Source organism: Bartonella sp. CM120XJJH (assembly GCF_042194715.1).
GTDB lineage: Bacteria > Pseudomonadota > Alphaproteobacteria > Rhizobiales > Rhizobiaceae > Bartonella.
In genome coordinates this window covers 114,012-130,692 of the sequence record NZ_JBHINE010000001.1, presented here as the reverse complement: position 1 = coordinate 130,692, position 16,681 = coordinate 114,012, and the positions used below count along the sequence as shown (strand labels likewise).

14 protein-coding genes and 1 pseudogene are annotated in these 16,681 nt (G+C 36.5%); 9 read left to right on the top strand and 6 right to left on the bottom strand.

Annotated features, from left to right (window positions below; all coding sequences use genetic code 11):
- Positions 1–14: 14 nt before the first annotated feature.
- Together ACFIKU_RS00505 and thpR are read left to right on the top strand one after the other, a co-directional pair.
- Complete coding sequence (locus tag ACFIKU_RS00505) at positions 15–308, top strand: HPr family phosphocarrier protein (RefSeq protein ID WP_273722488.1); 294 nt, start codon at positions 15–17, stop codon at positions 306–308.
- A 623-nt stretch (positions 309–931) separates the two neighbouring features.
- A complete protein-coding gene (gene thpR, locus ACFIKU_RS00500) occupies positions 932–1,471 on the top strand; it encodes an RNA 2',3'-cyclic phosphodiesterase (protein ID WP_375656371.1) in 540 nt (179 codons plus the stop codon).
- A gap of 106 nt (positions 1,472–1,577) precedes the next feature.
- On the opposite strand, the gene grpE is transcribed toward thpR, so the two are convergent.
- Both grpE and hrcA read right to left on the bottom strand, forming a co-directional pair.
- Complete coding sequence (grpE, locus tag ACFIKU_RS00495) at positions 1,578–2,240, bottom strand: nucleotide exchange factor GrpE (protein WP_375656370.1); 663 nt, start codon at positions 2,238–2,240, stop codon at positions 1,578–1,580.
- A gap of 124 nt (positions 2,241–2,364) precedes the next feature.
- Positions 2,365–3,435 carry a heat-inducible transcriptional repressor HrcA gene (gene hrcA, locus ACFIKU_RS00490; protein WP_375656406.1) on the bottom strand — a complete coding sequence of 357 codons (1,071 nt, stop codon included), beginning with the start codon at positions 3,433–3,435 and terminating at the stop codon, positions 2,365–2,367.
- Positions 3,436–3,950: 515 nt separating this feature from the next.
- Between hrcA and rdgB the strand changes: the two genes are divergently transcribed.
- Positions 3,951–4,598 carry an RdgB/HAM1 family non-canonical purine NTP pyrophosphatase gene (rdgB, locus tag ACFIKU_RS00485; RefSeq protein ID WP_375656369.1) on the top strand — a complete coding sequence of 216 codons (648 nt, stop codon included), beginning with the start codon at positions 3,951–3,953 and terminating at the stop codon, positions 4,596–4,598.
- The gene (gene hemW / locus ACFIKU_RS00480) at positions 4,595–5,794 is read left to right on the top strand and encodes a radical SAM family heme chaperone HemW (RefSeq protein ID WP_375656368.1); all 1,200 of its coding nucleotides are present in this window, start codon (positions 4,595–4,597) and stop codon (positions 5,792–5,794) included. Before rdgB ends, hemW begins: the two co-directional genes overlap by 4 nt.
- A gap of 1,628 nt (positions 5,795–7,422) precedes the next feature.
- Here hemW and dapE read toward each other — a convergent pair.
- From dapE to ACFIKU_RS00465, 3 genes are all read right to left on the bottom strand, one after another.
- Entirely contained in the window at positions 7,423–8,595 is a 1,173-nt protein-coding gene (gene dapE / locus ACFIKU_RS00475; protein ID WP_375656367.1) for a succinyl-diaminopimelate desuccinylase, read from the bottom strand.
- 221 nt (positions 8,596–8,816) lie between these two features.
- The gene (locus tag ACFIKU_RS00470; protein ID WP_375656366.1) at positions 8,817–9,563 is read right to left on the bottom strand and encodes a M48 family metallopeptidase; all 747 of its coding nucleotides are present in this window, start codon (positions 9,561–9,563) and stop codon (positions 8,817–8,819) included.
- 31 nt (positions 9,564–9,594) lie between these two features.
- A complete protein-coding gene (locus tag ACFIKU_RS00465; protein WP_375656365.1) occupies positions 9,595–10,374 on the bottom strand; it encodes an alpha/beta hydrolase in 780 nt (259 codons plus the stop codon).
- A gap of 196 nt (positions 10,375–10,570) precedes the next feature.
- Between ACFIKU_RS00465 and infC the strand changes: the two genes are divergently transcribed.
- The 5 genes from infC to ACFIKU_RS00440 all read left to right on the top strand — a co-directional run bounded on the left by infC (position 10,571) and on the right by ACFIKU_RS00440 (position 16,017).
- Positions 10,571–11,089 carry a translation initiation factor IF-3 gene (gene infC / locus ACFIKU_RS00460; protein WP_026500140.1) on the top strand — a complete coding sequence of 173 codons (519 nt, stop codon included), beginning with the start codon at positions 10,571–10,573 and terminating at the stop codon, positions 11,087–11,089.
- Positions 11,090–11,682: 593 nt separating this feature from the next.
- Positions 11,683–13,449: an ABC transporter ATP-binding protein gene (locus tag ACFIKU_RS00455; protein WP_375656364.1), complete on the top strand. Its 1,767-nt coding sequence runs from the start codon at positions 11,683–11,685 to the stop codon at positions 13,447–13,449.
- Positions 13,450–14,842: 1,393 nt separating this feature from the next.
- Positions 14,843–15,268 carry a hypothetical protein gene (locus tag ACFIKU_RS00450; protein ID WP_375656363.1) on the top strand — a complete coding sequence of 142 codons (426 nt, stop codon included), beginning with the start codon at positions 14,843–14,845 and terminating at the stop codon, positions 15,266–15,268.
- Positions 15,189–15,413, top strand: coding sequence for a replication/maintenance protein RepL (locus tag ACFIKU_RS00445; RefSeq protein ID WP_342752785.1), 225 nt, complete (start codon positions 15,189–15,191; stop codon positions 15,411–15,413). Before ACFIKU_RS00450 ends, ACFIKU_RS00445 begins: the two co-directional genes overlap by 80 nt.
- 361 nt (positions 15,414–15,774) lie before the next feature.
- A complete protein-coding gene (locus ACFIKU_RS00440; protein ID WP_375641325.1) occupies positions 15,775–16,017 on the top strand; it encodes a hypothetical protein in 243 nt (80 codons plus the stop codon).
- A 70-nt stretch (positions 16,018–16,087) separates the two neighbouring features.
- Here the strand turns inward: ACFIKU_RS00440 and ACFIKU_RS00435 are convergent.
- Positions 16,088–16,368, bottom strand: a pseudogene (locus ACFIKU_RS00435) (Arm DNA-binding domain-containing protein); the annotation flags it as partial.
- Between the last annotated feature and the right edge of the window lie 313 nt (positions 16,369–16,681).

Below are 16,681 nucleotides of genomic sequence, written 5' to 3'. Positions count from 1 at the left end.
ATAATAAAATACCCATGTTTTCCAAAGATACCCTCCCATGTATAAGTCGTCATTTTAATATCTGTAATAAACGTGGGTTGCATGCGCGTGCTTCTGCAAAATTTGTACAAACTGTTGACAATTTTAATGTTACTGTTGAAGTTGAAAAGGACGGAAAAATCGTTGGCGGATCATCAATTATGGGACTTATGATGCTAGCGGCTTCATCTGGTTGCAATCTCACCATTCGTGTTTCAGGACCAGAAGCAACAGATGCTCTTAATGCTCTTGAAAAGCTCATCAATAACAACTTTGGAGAGGAAAGCTAGCGCTTTCTCACTATAAACAAGGATGATGATTCTTAGAAAATAGGAACTTTCCATCATTATTTTGAATTTTAATTTCTCTTCCCGCTTTTATACCAGTATTCATATCCATTATGGATTGGCATAATTATCATAAATGTAAAAGCTTATAGTAATTTTGTTATACTGGATTTTTTTCTTCCTTTCCTAACATTATTTGACCAATTTGAATAGTTTTGCGTGTTATGACTATCCCAACTTAATCGTATAATTAAATCTTTACAAAAAAGAGAACTCTTCACTTTGTATTAGAATACGCTTTATTTTAAGCTCAAGATAAATGTCAAAATAATTTCGCACATCAAAAATCTACCAACTTTTTTATTTTTCTGCTCACTTTGTAGCCTTTATAATACATAAGTAATCTTTCATTGCACATCATTGTAATACAGATCATGAAAACACGATTTTTATCGATATCATAACCTTTTTCTTAAAACGAATAAGCTTTGTACACTCATAATTATAGTAAGCATTTTTTAGACATTCTTTTTCTATACTATTGCCTTGTTTTCTGTGGTATGTGCCCGCCCTTATTATCTATATTGCGCTTGGGATAGCATCTTTCATTATAAGGAGATAATATCATGAGTCGTCTATTTAGTGCCCTTCAGATTCCTCAACACACAACACAACAACTTGTATCGTTGCAAAATGGCTTATCAAAAGCTCAATGGATCAACCCGCAAAATTTTCACGTCACCTTATCTTTTTTTGGCGAAGTTGAAAGCTCCCTAGCAGATGAAATTATGCATACCTTTAACACTATAGAACTTCCTTCTTTTACGCTACAGATAAAGAGTTTTGAAGTTTTTGGTTCAGAAAAGACTCCTCATTCTCTTGTGGTTCGCATTGAACCTTGTGAAAAGCTTAATCTTTTACATGAAAAGATGAAATATATCCGGAATAAATTAGAGTTAAAACCTGATGAAAGACAATTTATTCCGCATATTACTCTTGCACGAATATTTGATATTAATCTTGACGATCTTTCTTCTTATCTATCTTCTCAAGATGATTTTTTTGTTCCTCCTTTTGAGGTTGATCATTTTGTTTTATTTTCATCGTCATCTCCCTCAAGTGAGTCCGTGTATCTTGTAAAAGGAAGTTGGGCGCTTCAAAGATAAAAGGGTGTTTATCACACCCTTTAAAAACTCTTTGAGAAAAGACCTCATATATGTGTAATTGCAGAGAATACTGCATTTTATGTTAGAGATTTATTATTGATGTGTTTTAAGCCGAATCAGTTTCAACAGAAGCTTCTTTTGCTCCTCCTTTAGCTACACCCACTATAGCTGGACGAAGTACCCTTTCCCCGATAATATAACCTGCCTGAACAACTTGTTGAACAGTATTATCTGGAACATCAGCGTTAGGAATTTCAAACATCGCTTGATGAAAATGAGGATCAAATTTTTGCCCCTCTGGATGGATTTTTTGCACCCCATGACGTTCTAATGCTGCCATCATGGCACGTTCAGTCATTTCAACACCTTCTGCTAATGATTTCAAACCAGCATCACTTTCCCGCGCCCCTTCTGGAATAGCTCCCAAAGCACGATTGAGATTGTCAGAAACCGATAACATATCCCGTGCAAAATTAGCAATGGAGTAAGCCTTTGCATCCGCCACATCTCGCATAGTACGGCGTCGAAGATTTTCCATATCTGCAACAAGACGTAAAAGCTGATCTTTCAGTTCTTTATTTTCATCCTGCAAAGACACTAAAAGATCACTAACCTCATTGCTTTCTTTTTCAACGTCTTCGTGTTCCTCTGTTTTATGTGTTTTTAAAAATTCATCGGCTGCCTGTTTAAGTGTATTACGATCAGCTGGATTTTTTAAATCACAATTTTCAAATGAAGCGTCAGTAAATTTGTTTTTTTCATCAGACATAAAAATTTTATTCCTTCATAAGATTCGTTATCCTCGATATCGAAATTCTATAGACAAAAATCAAGGGGTATCGATGTATATAATACAATGAGCTTTTATAGTACAAATACTTACCTGCATCGTTTTAACGCAATAACTGTGACACAAGTTGAGCTGTATAATCAACCATGGGCACAATCCTTGCATAATTAAGCCGTGTAGGACCAATAACGCCTAAAGCACCAATGACTCTTTGTTGTGAATCACGATAAGGTGCTACAACTAAAGAAGAACCAGAAAGTGAAAATAACTTATTTTCTGAACCAATAAAAATTCGAACCCCAGAACCTTCATCCGTTAAATCGAGAAGCTGTGCCATACTCTCACGCGTTTCAAGATCATCAAACAAATGGCGTAACCGTTCTAAATCTTCTTCTGCTTTCACATCTTCAAGTAAATTGCTACGCCCGCGAACAATGAGGTGTATTTTATGATCAGCACCTTCCCCTCCCCAAAGAGCTAATCCCGTTTCAACAAGATGATGCGATAAATCATCAAGTGCAGCCCGTGTTTCTGCGCATAAGCGGGCAATTTCCCCTTTAGCTTCACTCAATGTACGCCCTTGGATATGGGCATTGAGAAAATTCGTTGCTTCCGTCAATTGTGCATGGGTAACCCCTTCTGGTAAATGAACAATACGATTTTCAACTTCACCTTGTTGAGTCACCAAAACGGCAAGAGCGTGCTCCCTATCAAGGCGCACAAATTCAATATGTTTCAATGTTCCTTCTTGTTTTGTTGCTAAAACAAGCCCTGCCCCACGTGAAAGATCTGAAAGAACTCGGCTTGCTTGAACAAGAAAATGTTCAACCGATTGTGCGTGACCTGCTTCTTTGACTTGCATTTCAATATTTTCTCGCTCTTCGTTTGGCAAATCACCAGCTTCCATAAATGCATCCACAAAAAAGCGTAAACCTGATTGTGTCGGCATTCTGCCCGCAGAAACATGTGGTGCATAAATCAAACCGAGATGTTCAAGATCACTCATCACATTGCGAATCGTCGCAGGCGATAATGTCTGTCGTAAAAGCCGCGAAAGATTGCGTGACCCCACAGGTTCACCATCATTAAGATAAGCTTCAACAATATGGCGAAAAATATCACGCGAACGTTCATCAAGATATTTTAGTTCATTATCAATAGGTTTGTGCTTCATCACAATTGTTTCACTACTTTTAAAATCCTCATCTCTTATATAAGTTTTGCCAAGGTTTGGTCAAATAGTCTAAAGTAGTATAAAAACATATTATCCTATTGACCCGTAAAATGCTAGCTTCAGAGTGACGATTGATAAATTACGCAGGAGGTATTTTTTGTTAGAGTGTGTGAGAAATATTTAAGATTAAGAGTTGATCTGTAAAGTGGTCTGCTGTAGGAACTTGCCAAGATAATCTGGATTGTTCAAAAACCGCTGTAAATAGAAAATTTCACCCTTTAGAGCAAACAAGAAATTGGAAATTTACCATAAAAATGCTATCATAAAAAAAAGACATGTCTTTCATATCTTTGCAAGGTTATCTTCATACAAGATAAAAAATTTTATTGGAATAAAATATCATAAAACGTGTAAAATAATCATATCATGTAAAATCAAGCAGAATATGCGTATATGAGCATTTAAGCCGGTTTTAGCACAAAAACAATTCCCCTTTCATTTTTGGAGAAATCTATATGAGAAGCATCGCAGATAAAAAACTTGTCATTGCTACACATAACACCGGCAAATTGCATGAAATCACTACTTTAACTAAGCCTTTCGGTTTAATAATACAATCGGCAAAAGAACTGGGCTTGCCAGAACCAAAAGAAACGGGAAAAACATTTGAAGAAAATGCTTATATTAAAGCTTTTTCAGCAGCAAAAAAAACAGGACTTCCTGCCCTCTCTGATGATTCAGGCTTAGAGGTAGATGCATTGGAGGGTGCACCAGGCGTTTATACCGCTGATTGGACAATTCAAGCCGATGGTACACGTAATTTTCCCAAAGCTATGGAAAAAATAGAAAACGAACTCCAAAAAATCGGAGCGAGAGAAAAAAGCCAACGAAAATGCCGTTTTATATCCGTCATTTGCATTGCATGGCCTGATGCTCATGCAGATTACTTCCGCGGACGCGTTGAAGGAACGTTCATTTGGCCTCCACGGGGAGACAAAGGCTTTGGTTTTGATCCTATTTTTTTACCAGATGGATATGAAAATACCTTTGGAGAAATGTCAACAGAGCAAAAACACAACTGGAAAAGTAATGATATTCCGCCTCTTTCACATCGCGCACGTGCTTTCAAACTTTTGGCAGAAAACCTCTTAGCATTCTCATGAATGAACCTTTTGGCATTTACATTCATTGGCCCTTCTGTGCAGCTAAATGTCCTTATTGTGACTTTAATTCGCATGTTCGCATCCATGGTGTTGATCAACAACGTTTTGTCACCGCCTTTAAGCGCGAAATAGAAACGCAATACCACAAAATAGGCCCACGCCATATTACAAGTATTTTTATTGGTGGAGGAACCCCTTCTCTTATGGAGCCGCAAACTGTCGATGCCCTATTGCAAGCACTTGCAAAAAAATGGGGAGTCGATGATAAAGTTGAGATTACATTAGAAGCTAATCCATCCAGTGTGGAAGCAGAGCGCTTTCGTGGATACCGTGCGGCAGGTGTTAATCGCTTATCTCTAGGGATACAAGCGCTCAATGATAAAGCATTGCGCAAACTTGGCCGACTCCATAATGTGGAACAAGCTCTTTGTGCCATTGCTTTAGCACGACAAATTTTTCCACGTTTATCCTTTGATCTCATTTATGCCCGTCCCGAACAAACCCTTGAACAATGGAAATCTGAACTTGTACAAGCAATTGATTTGGCAGCGGACCATCTTTCTCTTTATCAATTGACAATCGAAGAAGGAACTGCCTTTAAACGGCTTCATGATGCAGGAAGACTTATCCTTCCCCCATCAGAGCTAGCAGCAGATCTGTATCATCTTACCCAAGAAATAACGACACTGCATGGACTTCCTGCCTATGAAATCTCAAACCACGCAATGCCCGGTGCTGAATCAGCACACAATCTTCTTTATTGGCGTTATCACCAATATGCAGGCTTTGGTCCAGGAGCACATGGACGTTTCATTGAGCACGCACCGAATCATTCCTCTTCCTGTTCAAAAACATTGTCATCACACCTTGAAAACCGCGAACGTTATGTCACAATAAATGAAAAGCATCCTGAACAGTGGCTTAATTTGGTAGAAACAACAGGACATGGCTGTATTGAAACGGAACATTTAACCACTGAACAACAGGCAAATGAAATGCTCCTTATGGGATTACGCCTTTGCGAAGGCTTAGAACTTATACGCTATGAAATCTTAAGCCCTAAACGCATCCCAATGGAAAAACTGATCGATTTACAACACCAAGAATTGATAGAAATGGTAGATAACCAACGCTTAAAAGCAACAACCAAAGGACGTATTGTTCTTGATCACATCATCAGCCAACTCGCAAACTAAAGTTTTTATAACAACATACTTGTTTTAATCATAATCATCATTTTTCATAGCAAAGGTGAGATTAGAATATCCTGAGATTCTCTCATTTCAAAACTATTTATAGTAAATTAGTCACCACCATTTGCTTACACCTTAAAAATAGAGAAGCGTGTGGATAAAAACTATAAAAAAGGAGTAAAAAGTCCTCTTATGAACACCCTTAAGTGTTAAAAGCTATTGCAATATTTTGAGCTAGAAAGTGCATGGTGATTTAACTTTCTTTTTCATAAACGTAAAGATGGTAAGGCACTATAGATCTTGTATACTTCACGGAAAATTTTATATTATACTATTCATAAGCACCGTAGTGGCACGAATGTGATAAACCCTGAGAAAATTTCTTTAAAATAAGTATGTGAATATATCATACGATAATGTATTGTTCTTTATAAAATCGTGGACCATTAAAAGAACCAGAGAAATAAGCATAAAACCATGTATCGATCTCTGATTATTTAAAAAGATATTGCTCTAGATACTTTTGAAAACCGTAAAACCGAATAAAAAAAGAGTGTAAAAAAGCACGCTAATTTTTATATTTATACCTTTATATTTTCCCTCAATGAGTTTGTGGTTGTATGTCTGTTTCAGAGATTACAAAAAATAGATATACACAATACTTTTATCCTATTTTGGCATGTAAAAGCTGTTGTCGCAAAAATACTGAGCCAATATTTATTTGAGATACGCGGCTGTATGATTGTGTTGATTTATAGGGAACAGTAACATCATGAGCTTTATTACACAAATAATGCACTCAAATGGCAAATATACCAGATATGAATCGAGATTTCTTTGTTAGCGAGCGAAACGACATTAATCCCATATGATTTTACTCGTATGCGTACATGCTTATGAGTGTCTGTACGCGTCCTTTAAGGTTATTTTATTAAAAAATTGAGAATAATACTAGGACAATCCTTGGCTAAAGAAGTCAACGTGATGCTACAAAAGAATTTCTGTGTATCTTTATCATAACCAATATTAAAGCTGATTAAATAAGCTCACCTTCTATCTCGTAATGATTTTGCAATGGAAGTTCTTGGAGACAAAAAAGCAAGGCAAAATATATGAAATAAAACAAACTTAAAACGCGTTTCCTATGGGCTTTATTCTAAGAGAGGCTAATTGAAACAAGAAGTACCTTTTATGAGAGTGCAGAAACCATATTAAGACATGAACTGTGAATGAGCGCATTTATGTTGTACGAACTTTTTACAATAGCAGCATGTTTTTGTGTGTCTTTATGGCTTCAACCTGTCATCACACAATGATGATATAATATTCATTGTTTTCCATATATGATTGCATATTGACTTCCTTTCTACACTTGAAAGAACGAATATTTTTAATCCAATATGGTCTGTAAAAAGTTCTGCTTCTTCAAGCAGGTCTCACTTGGCTTTCCAATTATGTAATTCACTTAACGAAAGATTCTACAGGCAAGAATCCCAACTTAAGAATATTCATCACTTACTCTAAAACCACTTAATATATTAAGTCTTACGAGTCTTATATCACCACACCTTAAATGGCAATATCTTATGGCACAATAAGATAAAGGTATTTTTGAACCAGCAATCATTTCTTTATGCAAAAAATTCAATAATAAAACGCTCATAAATAGTAGTAAGAGCTTCCACTGCATCAAGGGCTACACACTCATCTACCATATGCATCGTTTGCCCTGGTAAGCCAAATTCGACCACTGGGCAATAATCCTTAATAAATCGCGCATCTGAAGTACCACCAGAAGTGGAACATTCTGGTATATTCCCTGTTACACTTTTAATAGCGTTGGATAAAGTTTGAATGAGTTTATCATTTTTGGTCAAAAAAACATCTCCTAAACTTGGAATCCATTCAAGCTGATAAAAGGGATATTGTTCACCATTGTTTTTTGATTGCGCCAAAGCAAGACGTTTTTCAATTTCCTTCATCAGTGTTTCTTTTGTCCAAAGATCATTGTAGCGTATATTAAAATGAACTGTTGTCTGCGCTGGGATAACATTGACCGCTAAATTACCGGTATCGATGCTTGTTAACTCTAGATTACTAGGCTGAAAATTCTCTGTCCCTTTATCTAAAGCAGTTTGTGTCAATGCTTGAATAAGCTTACTTGCCAAAGGCAAGGGATTAGCAGCCCGCTCTGGAAAAGCAACATGACCTTGGCGACCCTTCACGGTAATAACACCGGAAATCGATCCGCGGCGACCAATTTTGATGACATCCCCAACAGTCTTTACACTTGTTGGTTCCCCCACAAGAGCCGCAGTCCATTTTTCTCCTTTTTTTTCTGCCCATTTGAGAAGTTTGACGGTCCCATTAACAGCAGGTCCCTCTTCATCACCAGTAATCAAAAAACTTACCATTCCTTTAATGGGTTGTTTCTCAAGAACTCGCGCTAGCGCCGCAATAAAACAAGCGATTCCGCCCTTCATATCAACAGCACCCCGCCCATATAATTTCCCCTGATCTATGACAGCTTCAAAAGGTGAATAAGTCCAATCTTCCAATGCACCTGGTGGTACGACATCTGTATGACCTGCAAACATAAGATGGGGTCCTTCATTTCCCATTTTTGCATAAAGATTTTCAACATTATCTGTATTTTTATCCGTAAAAATAGGGCGCTCGACATGAAATCCCATTTTTTTCAAAAATTGTTCCAAAGTTGATAAAGCCCCTGCTTCATGAGGTGTAACAGAAGGACAACGGATAAGTCTCTTTAACAGCTGAAGTGGATCTGTAAGAACAGGCATAGGAGCCCTTCCCATTTGTTATAATTCATCGGAACTTAAAATTATTACACTGAATTACAAAAAAATAAAGTAAAAACATTGAAGACACTCAGCAAACCAAGCAGGGGAGAACAATCGTGCTGAGAGCTTCAATGGCTTCCTCATTATGCATGAGCAAGTACACACACAACAAAACACTCAACAAAAAGTTCCGTTAAATATTACCTTCATTTGAAAGTTTTTTACGCCTCTAAATTATATGAATCAAAATTAATTGCTTGCAATCTATGAGCATTTTCCTTCAACCAAGCACGATACGTTTTACTATCAGGACATAGTTCTTCACAAAGAGCCCAAAATCTTGGACCGTGATTCATTTCAACAAGATGAGCAACCTCATGAGCAACAACATATTCCACAACTTCTTTTGGTGCCATAACAAGGCGCCAAGAAAAAGAAAGACGCTTATCTATTGAACAAGATCCCCAACGACTTCTCGTATCTTTATAACAAATTGATTTGACTTTACGCTCTACTTTATGGGCATAATGTGCCACCAAAGGTGTTATAATAAGTGCTGCTTGTTTTTTCAAAACGTCAGCAATGCGTCTTGGGAGGTATTCTAATAGACCATAAACAATAATTTGAGGTTCTTGTTCTGCATCTGCTGTAATAATTTCTGTTACCCCACGCCCTTCTCTATGCTTTATGGTATGGGAAACACCTAATAAAGGGATCATTGCCCCCTCTTTGAGATAAGCCTTTTCATGAGAGATTTGTATACGAGCAAGACGTGCCTCAATCCAAGATCGATGCTTTTCAATAAAACTTTGAATCGTACAGAGACTTATCGCTGGTGGTGTTGTTACACAAATCTCTTGACTGCTGGCATCAATACGTAAGGTAAGACGGCGCGCATACTTATTTTCCCGCACCCGTACAGGTACAGAGCGATCAGAAAAAATAAAATGCTGTTTAGAAATGCTCATATATTTTTATCTTCATCAATAAATGTACCCCTTATTTTGCATTAATCTGATTAATAAAAGATCTCAATACTGTTTCAAGGCAATCTAAATCTTGTGGACGAGAAAAGCGATGATCTGCATCACGAACAAGTGTCAATGTTACATCATGGAGAGGTAAATGATCAAGTAAAGTCAATGTATGCTGATAGGGTATCTCTTCATCTTCCATCCCTTGTAGAATATGGACTGGACACCCAACATCAATGCATCCTTTCATAACACAATTTTCGCGTCCATCTTCAATCAATGTTTTTGTAAAGGGCATTGGCTCTGTATCACCAACAGCAGGTCGTTCAATATAGCCTTTTTCTTCCAAAATCTTCCATTCTTCTGGGCCTAATTTTGGTTCCACCAATGTTTGTGTAAAATCAGGTGCTGGAGCAATTAATATCATACCAGCAAGCTTCTTATTTTTCTGTGCTAGTATCATAGCAAGCCTTAGCGCAATCCACCCGCCCATAGAAGAACCAATCAAAATTTGTGGACCCTCACAATAAGTTTCAAAAGTCGCTAAACTTTCCTTAACCCAACGCGAAATTGTTCCTTGAAAAAAATCACCTTCAGATTCTCCATGTCCAGAGTAATCAAAACGTAAACAAGACAAATCATTCTTCTGAGCAAACTGGTCAACCAACGTTGCCTTACTTCCCAACATATCGGATTGATAGCCATGAAGCCAAACCAAACCTAGAGATTGGCGCCCCTTGCGATAGCGTACTGCAAGTGGAGTGTTCTCAAACGAAAAAAACTGACAAGGAATATTTTGATCCATGATTCTTTATCCTCCATAAAACAATTTCTTTAAATTAAGAGAAAAACTTTTATAATCTAAATCATTCCAAAAAGTAATAAATCAAATAATGAAAATAACACGAATTATAGTTGTTTTTAGATGCATATATTGTATATTAAATTAACTGTAGTTGAATCAAAATTAAGGAGCATAAACCATTCGTAAACCGTTTAAAATGACACCTACCCAAAAAGACGGACCACGTTCAAATCAGGATATTCGGGTACCTCATGTTCAGCTTATCAATGATGAGGGACAACATCAGGGAGTTGTTGCGATACAAGAAGCTCTTGCTATGGCTGCAGATGCGGGACTTGATTTGGTTGAAATTGTACCAAATGCGGAGCCGCCTGTATGTAAAATCATCGATTTGGGCAAATTAAAATATCAAACCCAAAAAAAAGCTGCTGAAACACGTAAGAAGCAAAAAGTCATCGAAATCAAAGAGATTAAGATGCGCCCGAATGTTGACGTCCATGATTATGGAGTCAAACTCAAGGCTGTTCATCGCTTTATTGATCATGGTGATAAAGTAAAGATTACTTTGCGTTTTCGTGGTCGTGAGATGGCTCACCAAGATCTTGGATTAAAGCTGCTTCAGCGTGTGAAAGAAGATACAAGTGAAATTGCCAAAATTGAATTGGAGCCAAAGCTTGAAGGCCGGCAAATGATGATGGTGATAGCACCTAAATAGTTTTGCATTGGAATAATATTTGCATGCAACGCGTCAACATGAGCGTATGGTATTATTTAGAAGCACCACATAGAGTTTTTGTGGTGCTTTTAAGGTTTTATAAATGTGTATAAATTCTTTTAAGAGTTTAATAATGCTTTATCGATTTATAAGAAGAATTCGTTATTTTGCATATAAAATGAGAAAGCTTAAACATCGTAAGGTCTGCTTATTTTAAGCTCTCTTATCATGCAATGCAGCAGAATTGTTTGCTTATACATCACAAATGGAGATGATACATAAAAATTATTAAAAAAGCAGAAATATTTTTTGTGATCCATTTCAAGTACCAAAGGCTATCACAATATGGGAATTGGTAAATACAATGGTGAAACTCGCCGGCGCTTTTTATTGAACTAAAGATAATGATGAACAACGAATTTTCGTTATACCTGTCACAGAAACTTTGCACTACATTCTTCACTCTCTACGTCGTGAAATCGATGTAATGAACCTTGAAAGAAAAGGTTATTTTTGTAAAAAAAATTAAGGGACTTTTTAATTAAGAGTGTTCCAATCTTGCATAAAATAATGAGAGAATATAGAAGCACTTCATGGCTAAAAAACAAATTTCCTCTTTTGATAAACATCTTATTATCCGCCTTTTGCGAGAAAATTTTCGTAAACATATGCGTTGGTACAGTGCGGCTATTTTCTCAATGATCATCATTTCTTGTACCACGGCAACCAGTGCATGGATTATGCGTGATGTTGTTAATCAGATTATTGATGCACAAAATTTTCCTATGATTGTTTTGATTTCTAGCTTCATTGCTTTTATCTTTATTCTCAAAGGAGTTGCAACTTTTTCCCAAACTTACTTTCTAAACAAAGCAGGAAATAGTATCATTGCTGAACAACAGCGTAAAATTTTTGCACGACTTATGGAACAAGGAGTCTCTTTTTATCATAATAACACTTCATCTGATCTTCTTGTTCGTGTCACTCATAATGCGACAGCCGTACGTAATATAATTGATACTATTATCACAACTTTTGTACGTGATTTGCTTTCCGTTAGTGGTCTGTTGCTTGTCATGTTCATTCAAAACTTTGTGTTAATCTCCATTACTTTAATCGTAGGACCACTAGCTTTTTTAGGCGTTCGAATGGCTTTAAAACGCGTTCGCAGCCTGATGGAAAAAGAGCTCCTTTCACTTGGTGAAATTATCAAAATCGTACAGGAAACGGCCGTTGGTATTCGAATCATCAAGGCCTTTTCACTAGAAGAAGTCATGAAAAAACGGATGGACAAAGCCATTTGTGATGTTGAAAAACAAACAAACAATATTGCAACACTCGAAGCTATTACCAACCCGATTATGGAAACACTCACAGGTGTTGCCATTGCAGGTATTATTTGTTTTTCCGGTTATCTTGCAACCCAACGCGCAGGTGTTCAAGGTGAATTTATGTCCTTTATCGTTGCTTTACTTTTAGCTTATGAACCCGCAAAAAGACTAGCAAATGTACGTGTTAAAATTGAATCTGGCTTGGTCAATATCCGTACGATGTTTGAAATACTTGATTGTCCCCTTACAGTTATAGAACATAAAGAAGCTAAAGATCTGAATAAAACACAAGGAACTATTCGTTTCGAACATGTTTCTTTTGCCTACACTGATAAGAAAATGGTATTGAAAGACATCAACCTAGAAATAGAAGCCGGAAAAATGACAGCATTGGTGGGACCATCCGGTTCGGGAAAATCAACCCTTATCAACCTTATTATGCGCCTGTATGACCCCACAAAAGGACGCATATTGATTAATGATCAAGACATCCGCTACACAACATTTCGCTCTCTGAGAAATCTGATGGCCTATGTAGGACAGGATACTTTTCTCTTTCAGGGAACTGTTAAATATAATATCGGGCTTGGAAAAGAAGGAGCTAGTGATGACGAAATTATCGAAGCAGCAAAAGCAGCAAATGCTCATGACTTTATTATAAGTTTGCCAAATGGTTATGATACACAGATAGGTGATAATGGCTGTAATCTTTCAGGGGGGCAAAAACAACGACTTGCTATCGCTAGAGCAATGATTCACGATAGTGAAATTCTGATTCTTGATGAAGCAACGAGTGCGCTCGATTCACACACCGAAGCACAAATTAATGAAGCCATTCATCACCTTACCAAAGGACGCACAACGATCATTATTGCTCATCGCCTTTCAACGATTGCTCGTGCTCATAAAATTGTGGTCATACAAAATGGACAACTGATTGAACAAGGTACTCAAAAAGAATTGCTAGAAAAAGAACATGGGTTTTATAAAAAACTTCATAATATCCAGTTCAAAAAACATACCTCCTAATTTCTAGATCCTTAAATAAGACTTGAAATAAAAAATGGATAGAAGGTAATGCTCCATTTATAAAAAAGACTTGTTACCAAGAAACAGTATTACTTCAACCAAGAATTGGCAGAGAATTTTATGGTTTATTGAAAATAAACTTCTTGAATTTAGATGAAAACTTTACTCGCTATTTTGTTGAATGTAATTGCCTCTAACAATGAAACTTCAAAAATCCCTTCCTCAAATAAGTGTTAAAACATTCATAAGTGTTGTGAATCCTAAAAGAGAGAGCATCAAGGTTTGAAAAAATTGCCACGGATTATGATGATGAATCTGGATTAATACAACCTTTATCCGTGTTTATCCCTACACTGACAATTTTTTCTCCACACATCTTAAAGGACAAAGATTCTACCCAATCTGATCTGTAAACAATCCAGATTTTTATTGAGTTCGTTCCACTTGATAACAACTTATGTGATTCAATTATATAAGGCTTACCCTAGATATTCACCATGTGCTTTCAAAATACTTTGTCAAAACTTACATGCCTTATGTTATCGCACCTCAAATGTCAGTCTTTTATGGTACAACAGGATAGGCTGACAATTATAAATTGTGCTGCAAATTATAGCTACACTCAGCATGAAAAAAACATTGAAAAAATAAGAGAGGATTTATTATAAAACTTTTTTACTGTTGTAGCTTGCTTTAAAGCAAGCTTTGCTGTTTTTTCTATATTTAGAAACTAAAGTGATATTCCTCCAATACCTTAACTTCTTTAAGAGTTTATAAATGCACAACGTTAGTGCTTATATAAGACTATGATCTCAATATGCAAAAAAACAGATGAAAGTAAAATGACATCCCTCTTTCTTTTAACCACCTAAATAGAAAAATACGACATATAACTCTGATAAATATTTTTACAAAAAATATTTTTTGGCATGCATCTTAATGCTTTGATTTATAATAATAATTTATTATATTATATCTTAAATAAAAGATAAGGTGTAATTTGCTTATTGCAAATTTTCTTTATATTTATGATGAATCAATCAACAGCACTTGTTGTGTGTCATAAGCGATATTGGTGTATGCATAAAAACCCTCAAGATAAGAAATAAAAATACCTCTACATTTTCAAGTGAAAAAATTGTCGGCAACATGAGAAGCTGGAAAATAGAATGATAATGCCAACTTATATCCTTAATAAATACTTATACCTTTATTAATAACGGTAGTATGGATTTTATACCATTCATAAGAGGTACTTTATACCATTTCACAAGCAATCTTATGAAATAGGCTCAAGCGCACACTGAGAAATGTTTCTTTAAAACAAGCACATGAACTTGCAACACAATAGCGTTATATTTTGGAGTATTCTGTTTGGAGGGCTATTCGTTATATGAAAAAAATAAAAGCTATTCGATATGAAGAAAATCCATTTATTGAGGGAATGACTGTTCCTATAAAAAATCAACGAATACGATTATCAAGATTAGGACGTGACGATAATGTTTTAATCAATCAATCAACTGGTGAAATGCAAGGCACTCATGTAACGACTTTTCGACGAGTGGATTCGCAAGAGTTTATAAAACTATTCACAAATAATATTGCTCTAACTTTTGAATTAAAAACAGCAGGAATAAAAGCTTTTGGAGTACTAGTCTGGATGTTGCAGGAAAAAGGAATAAGCAAAGATCTAGTACCATTAGATAAACTAGCTTTAGACGACTTTCTCGAAGCCAATAAAGAAAAAAATAGCACTTTCTCTTCCTACTTTCGCATGTGGTTTAACCGAACTAGAAAGCGCTCAAATCATCGCTAAACATTTACGACAAGGGTGGTACTTTATCAATCCTAACCTTATTTTCAATGGCGATAGAATTGCCTTTACAACCGTTATTCAACGAAGAAGAAACGAAAAAAAGGACGATAGTACCCTAGATATGTTTGATGATTCAAACGAGTAATGAGAGGCTACCGCCTCTCAAACTCTCCGTACACTCACCAAAATCATGATCTAAAAGCCGTGCTTTTGGGAACTAACAATCCTTGGTTCTTAGGTTCAAGGCAACCCCTTCGGGGCGCCTAACGGCGACCTTGACCCAGAACCTAATGGATTGTTTTTACGTTCCCGCACAGCTCCGGAATCATGATAAGGAGGAAGTGCTTTTTTCTGCTAGCCAGCATCAAAAAGGGCTTTAGCCACGAACGACTTTATGTAATAAAGTCTAGTGAGTTACACCATTTATGGTGGACCACCGGAGGTACCGCCTTGCGATGCCCCAAGTAAAACGGTTGAATAACAGATAGGGGCAGACATGGCGGTATATGCGATCATGCGGTTGTAAAAAGCTAGCAACAATGGGCTGTGTGGCTGCTGCTCTGCAACACTGCTACCGTGAACGAGAAACACCAAATGCTGATAAGGATCAAACACAAAACAACGAACAGCATGTATCCCAATCATCCAGTGAAGCAATGGGAAAAATGCGCAATTTGCTACCAGAAAAACGACGTAAAGACGCTGTACTAGCAGTTGAATACGTCATGACAGCTAGTCCAGATAGGTAATTTTTATTATTAAAAAATATTGCTTTAAATGCGTTTGACAATAAAATCGATATCTTATGAATTCTCCGCTTGCCTCACGCTTTTGTTTATCACGTTCTTTAATGGAATCATGTCCTTCACGTAAAAACAGAATGCCATTGTGTTGCAAATTCAGGTGCCTGTTTTAAAGAGACTTCTCTCAAAGTCTTCCCCAAGCCCATTTCGCGATAACGTCCGTGAATTGTATAACGAGAAATCCATTACCCCCCTATCTTTACGCTTATGGAGTAACAAGCCAGCACCATTCACACTATTTTGCCAGCCCCTAATGTTGCGACAGGCTTAGCTCTCGAGATGGTTCATAAGAGGCATTTTTAGTCATTTCTTAATAGTTTTATCCACACAGGATTCCCCGCTTATAACATGCAAGGTGAATGATTTGATTCAACATGAGAGAGATTCGCAATGAGAAAATCATACGATATTCAAAGTTCTAATTCAAATTGAATAATGATAAATTATCTTTATAAATCAATATATTGCATACACTACATTCTTTAGGCAACAGCACGAGATGGGCTTGAGAACAAGGTAAGGTATTTCTCTACAATAAGTATATAACAGCAAAATAACATACTATTTTTCGTGAAGATTTTGTCCCTTTAGAGAATAGCATAAATAAAAA

Bases quoted from the DNA above. Each gene is read 5' to 3' on its own strand.
- ACFIKU_RS00450 (WP_375656363.1), top strand. From the start codon at position 14,843: ATGAAAAAAATAAAAGCTATTCGATATGAAGAAAATCCATTTATTGAG.
- ACFIKU_RS00465 (WP_375656365.1), bottom strand. From the start codon at position 10,374: ATGGATCAAAATATTCCTTGTCAGTTTTTTTCGTTTGAGAACACTCCA.
- ACFIKU_RS00470 (WP_375656366.1), bottom strand. From the start codon at position 9,563: ATGAGCATTTCTAAACAGCATTTTATTTTTTCTGATCGCTCTGTACCT.
- infC (WP_026500140.1), top strand. From the start codon at position 10,571: ATGACACCTACCCAAAAAGACGGACCACGTTCAAATCAGGATATTCGG.
- ACFIKU_RS00440 (WP_375641325.1), top strand. From the start codon at position 15,775: ATGCGATCATGCGGTTGTAAAAAGCTAGCAACAATGGGCTGTGTGGCT.
- dapE (WP_375656367.1), bottom strand. From the start codon at position 8,595: ATGCCTGTTCTTACAGATCCACTTCAGCTGTTAAAGAGACTTATCCGT.
- grpE (WP_375656370.1), bottom strand. From the start codon at position 2,240: ATGTCTGATGAAAAAAACAAATTTACTGACGCTTCATTTGAAAATTGT.
- rdgB (WP_375656369.1), top strand. From the start codon at position 3,951: ATGAGAAGCATCGCAGATAAAAAACTTGTCATTGCTACACATAACACC.
- hrcA (WP_375656406.1), bottom strand. From the start codon at position 3,435: ATGAAGCACAAACCTATTGATAATGAACTAAAATATCTTGATGAACGT.
- thpR (WP_375656371.1), top strand. From the start codon at position 932: ATGAGTCGTCTATTTAGTGCCCTTCAGATTCCTCAACACACAACACAA.
- hemW (WP_375656368.1), top strand. From the start codon at position 4,595: ATGAATGAACCTTTTGGCATTTACATTCATTGGCCCTTCTGTGCAGCT.
- ACFIKU_RS00455 (WP_375656364.1), top strand. From the start codon at position 11,683: ATGGCTAAAAAACAAATTTCCTCTTTTGATAAACATCTTATTATCCGC.
- ACFIKU_RS00505 (WP_273722488.1), top strand. From the start codon at position 15: ATGTTTTCCAAAGATACCCTCCCATGTATAAGTCGTCATTTTAATATC.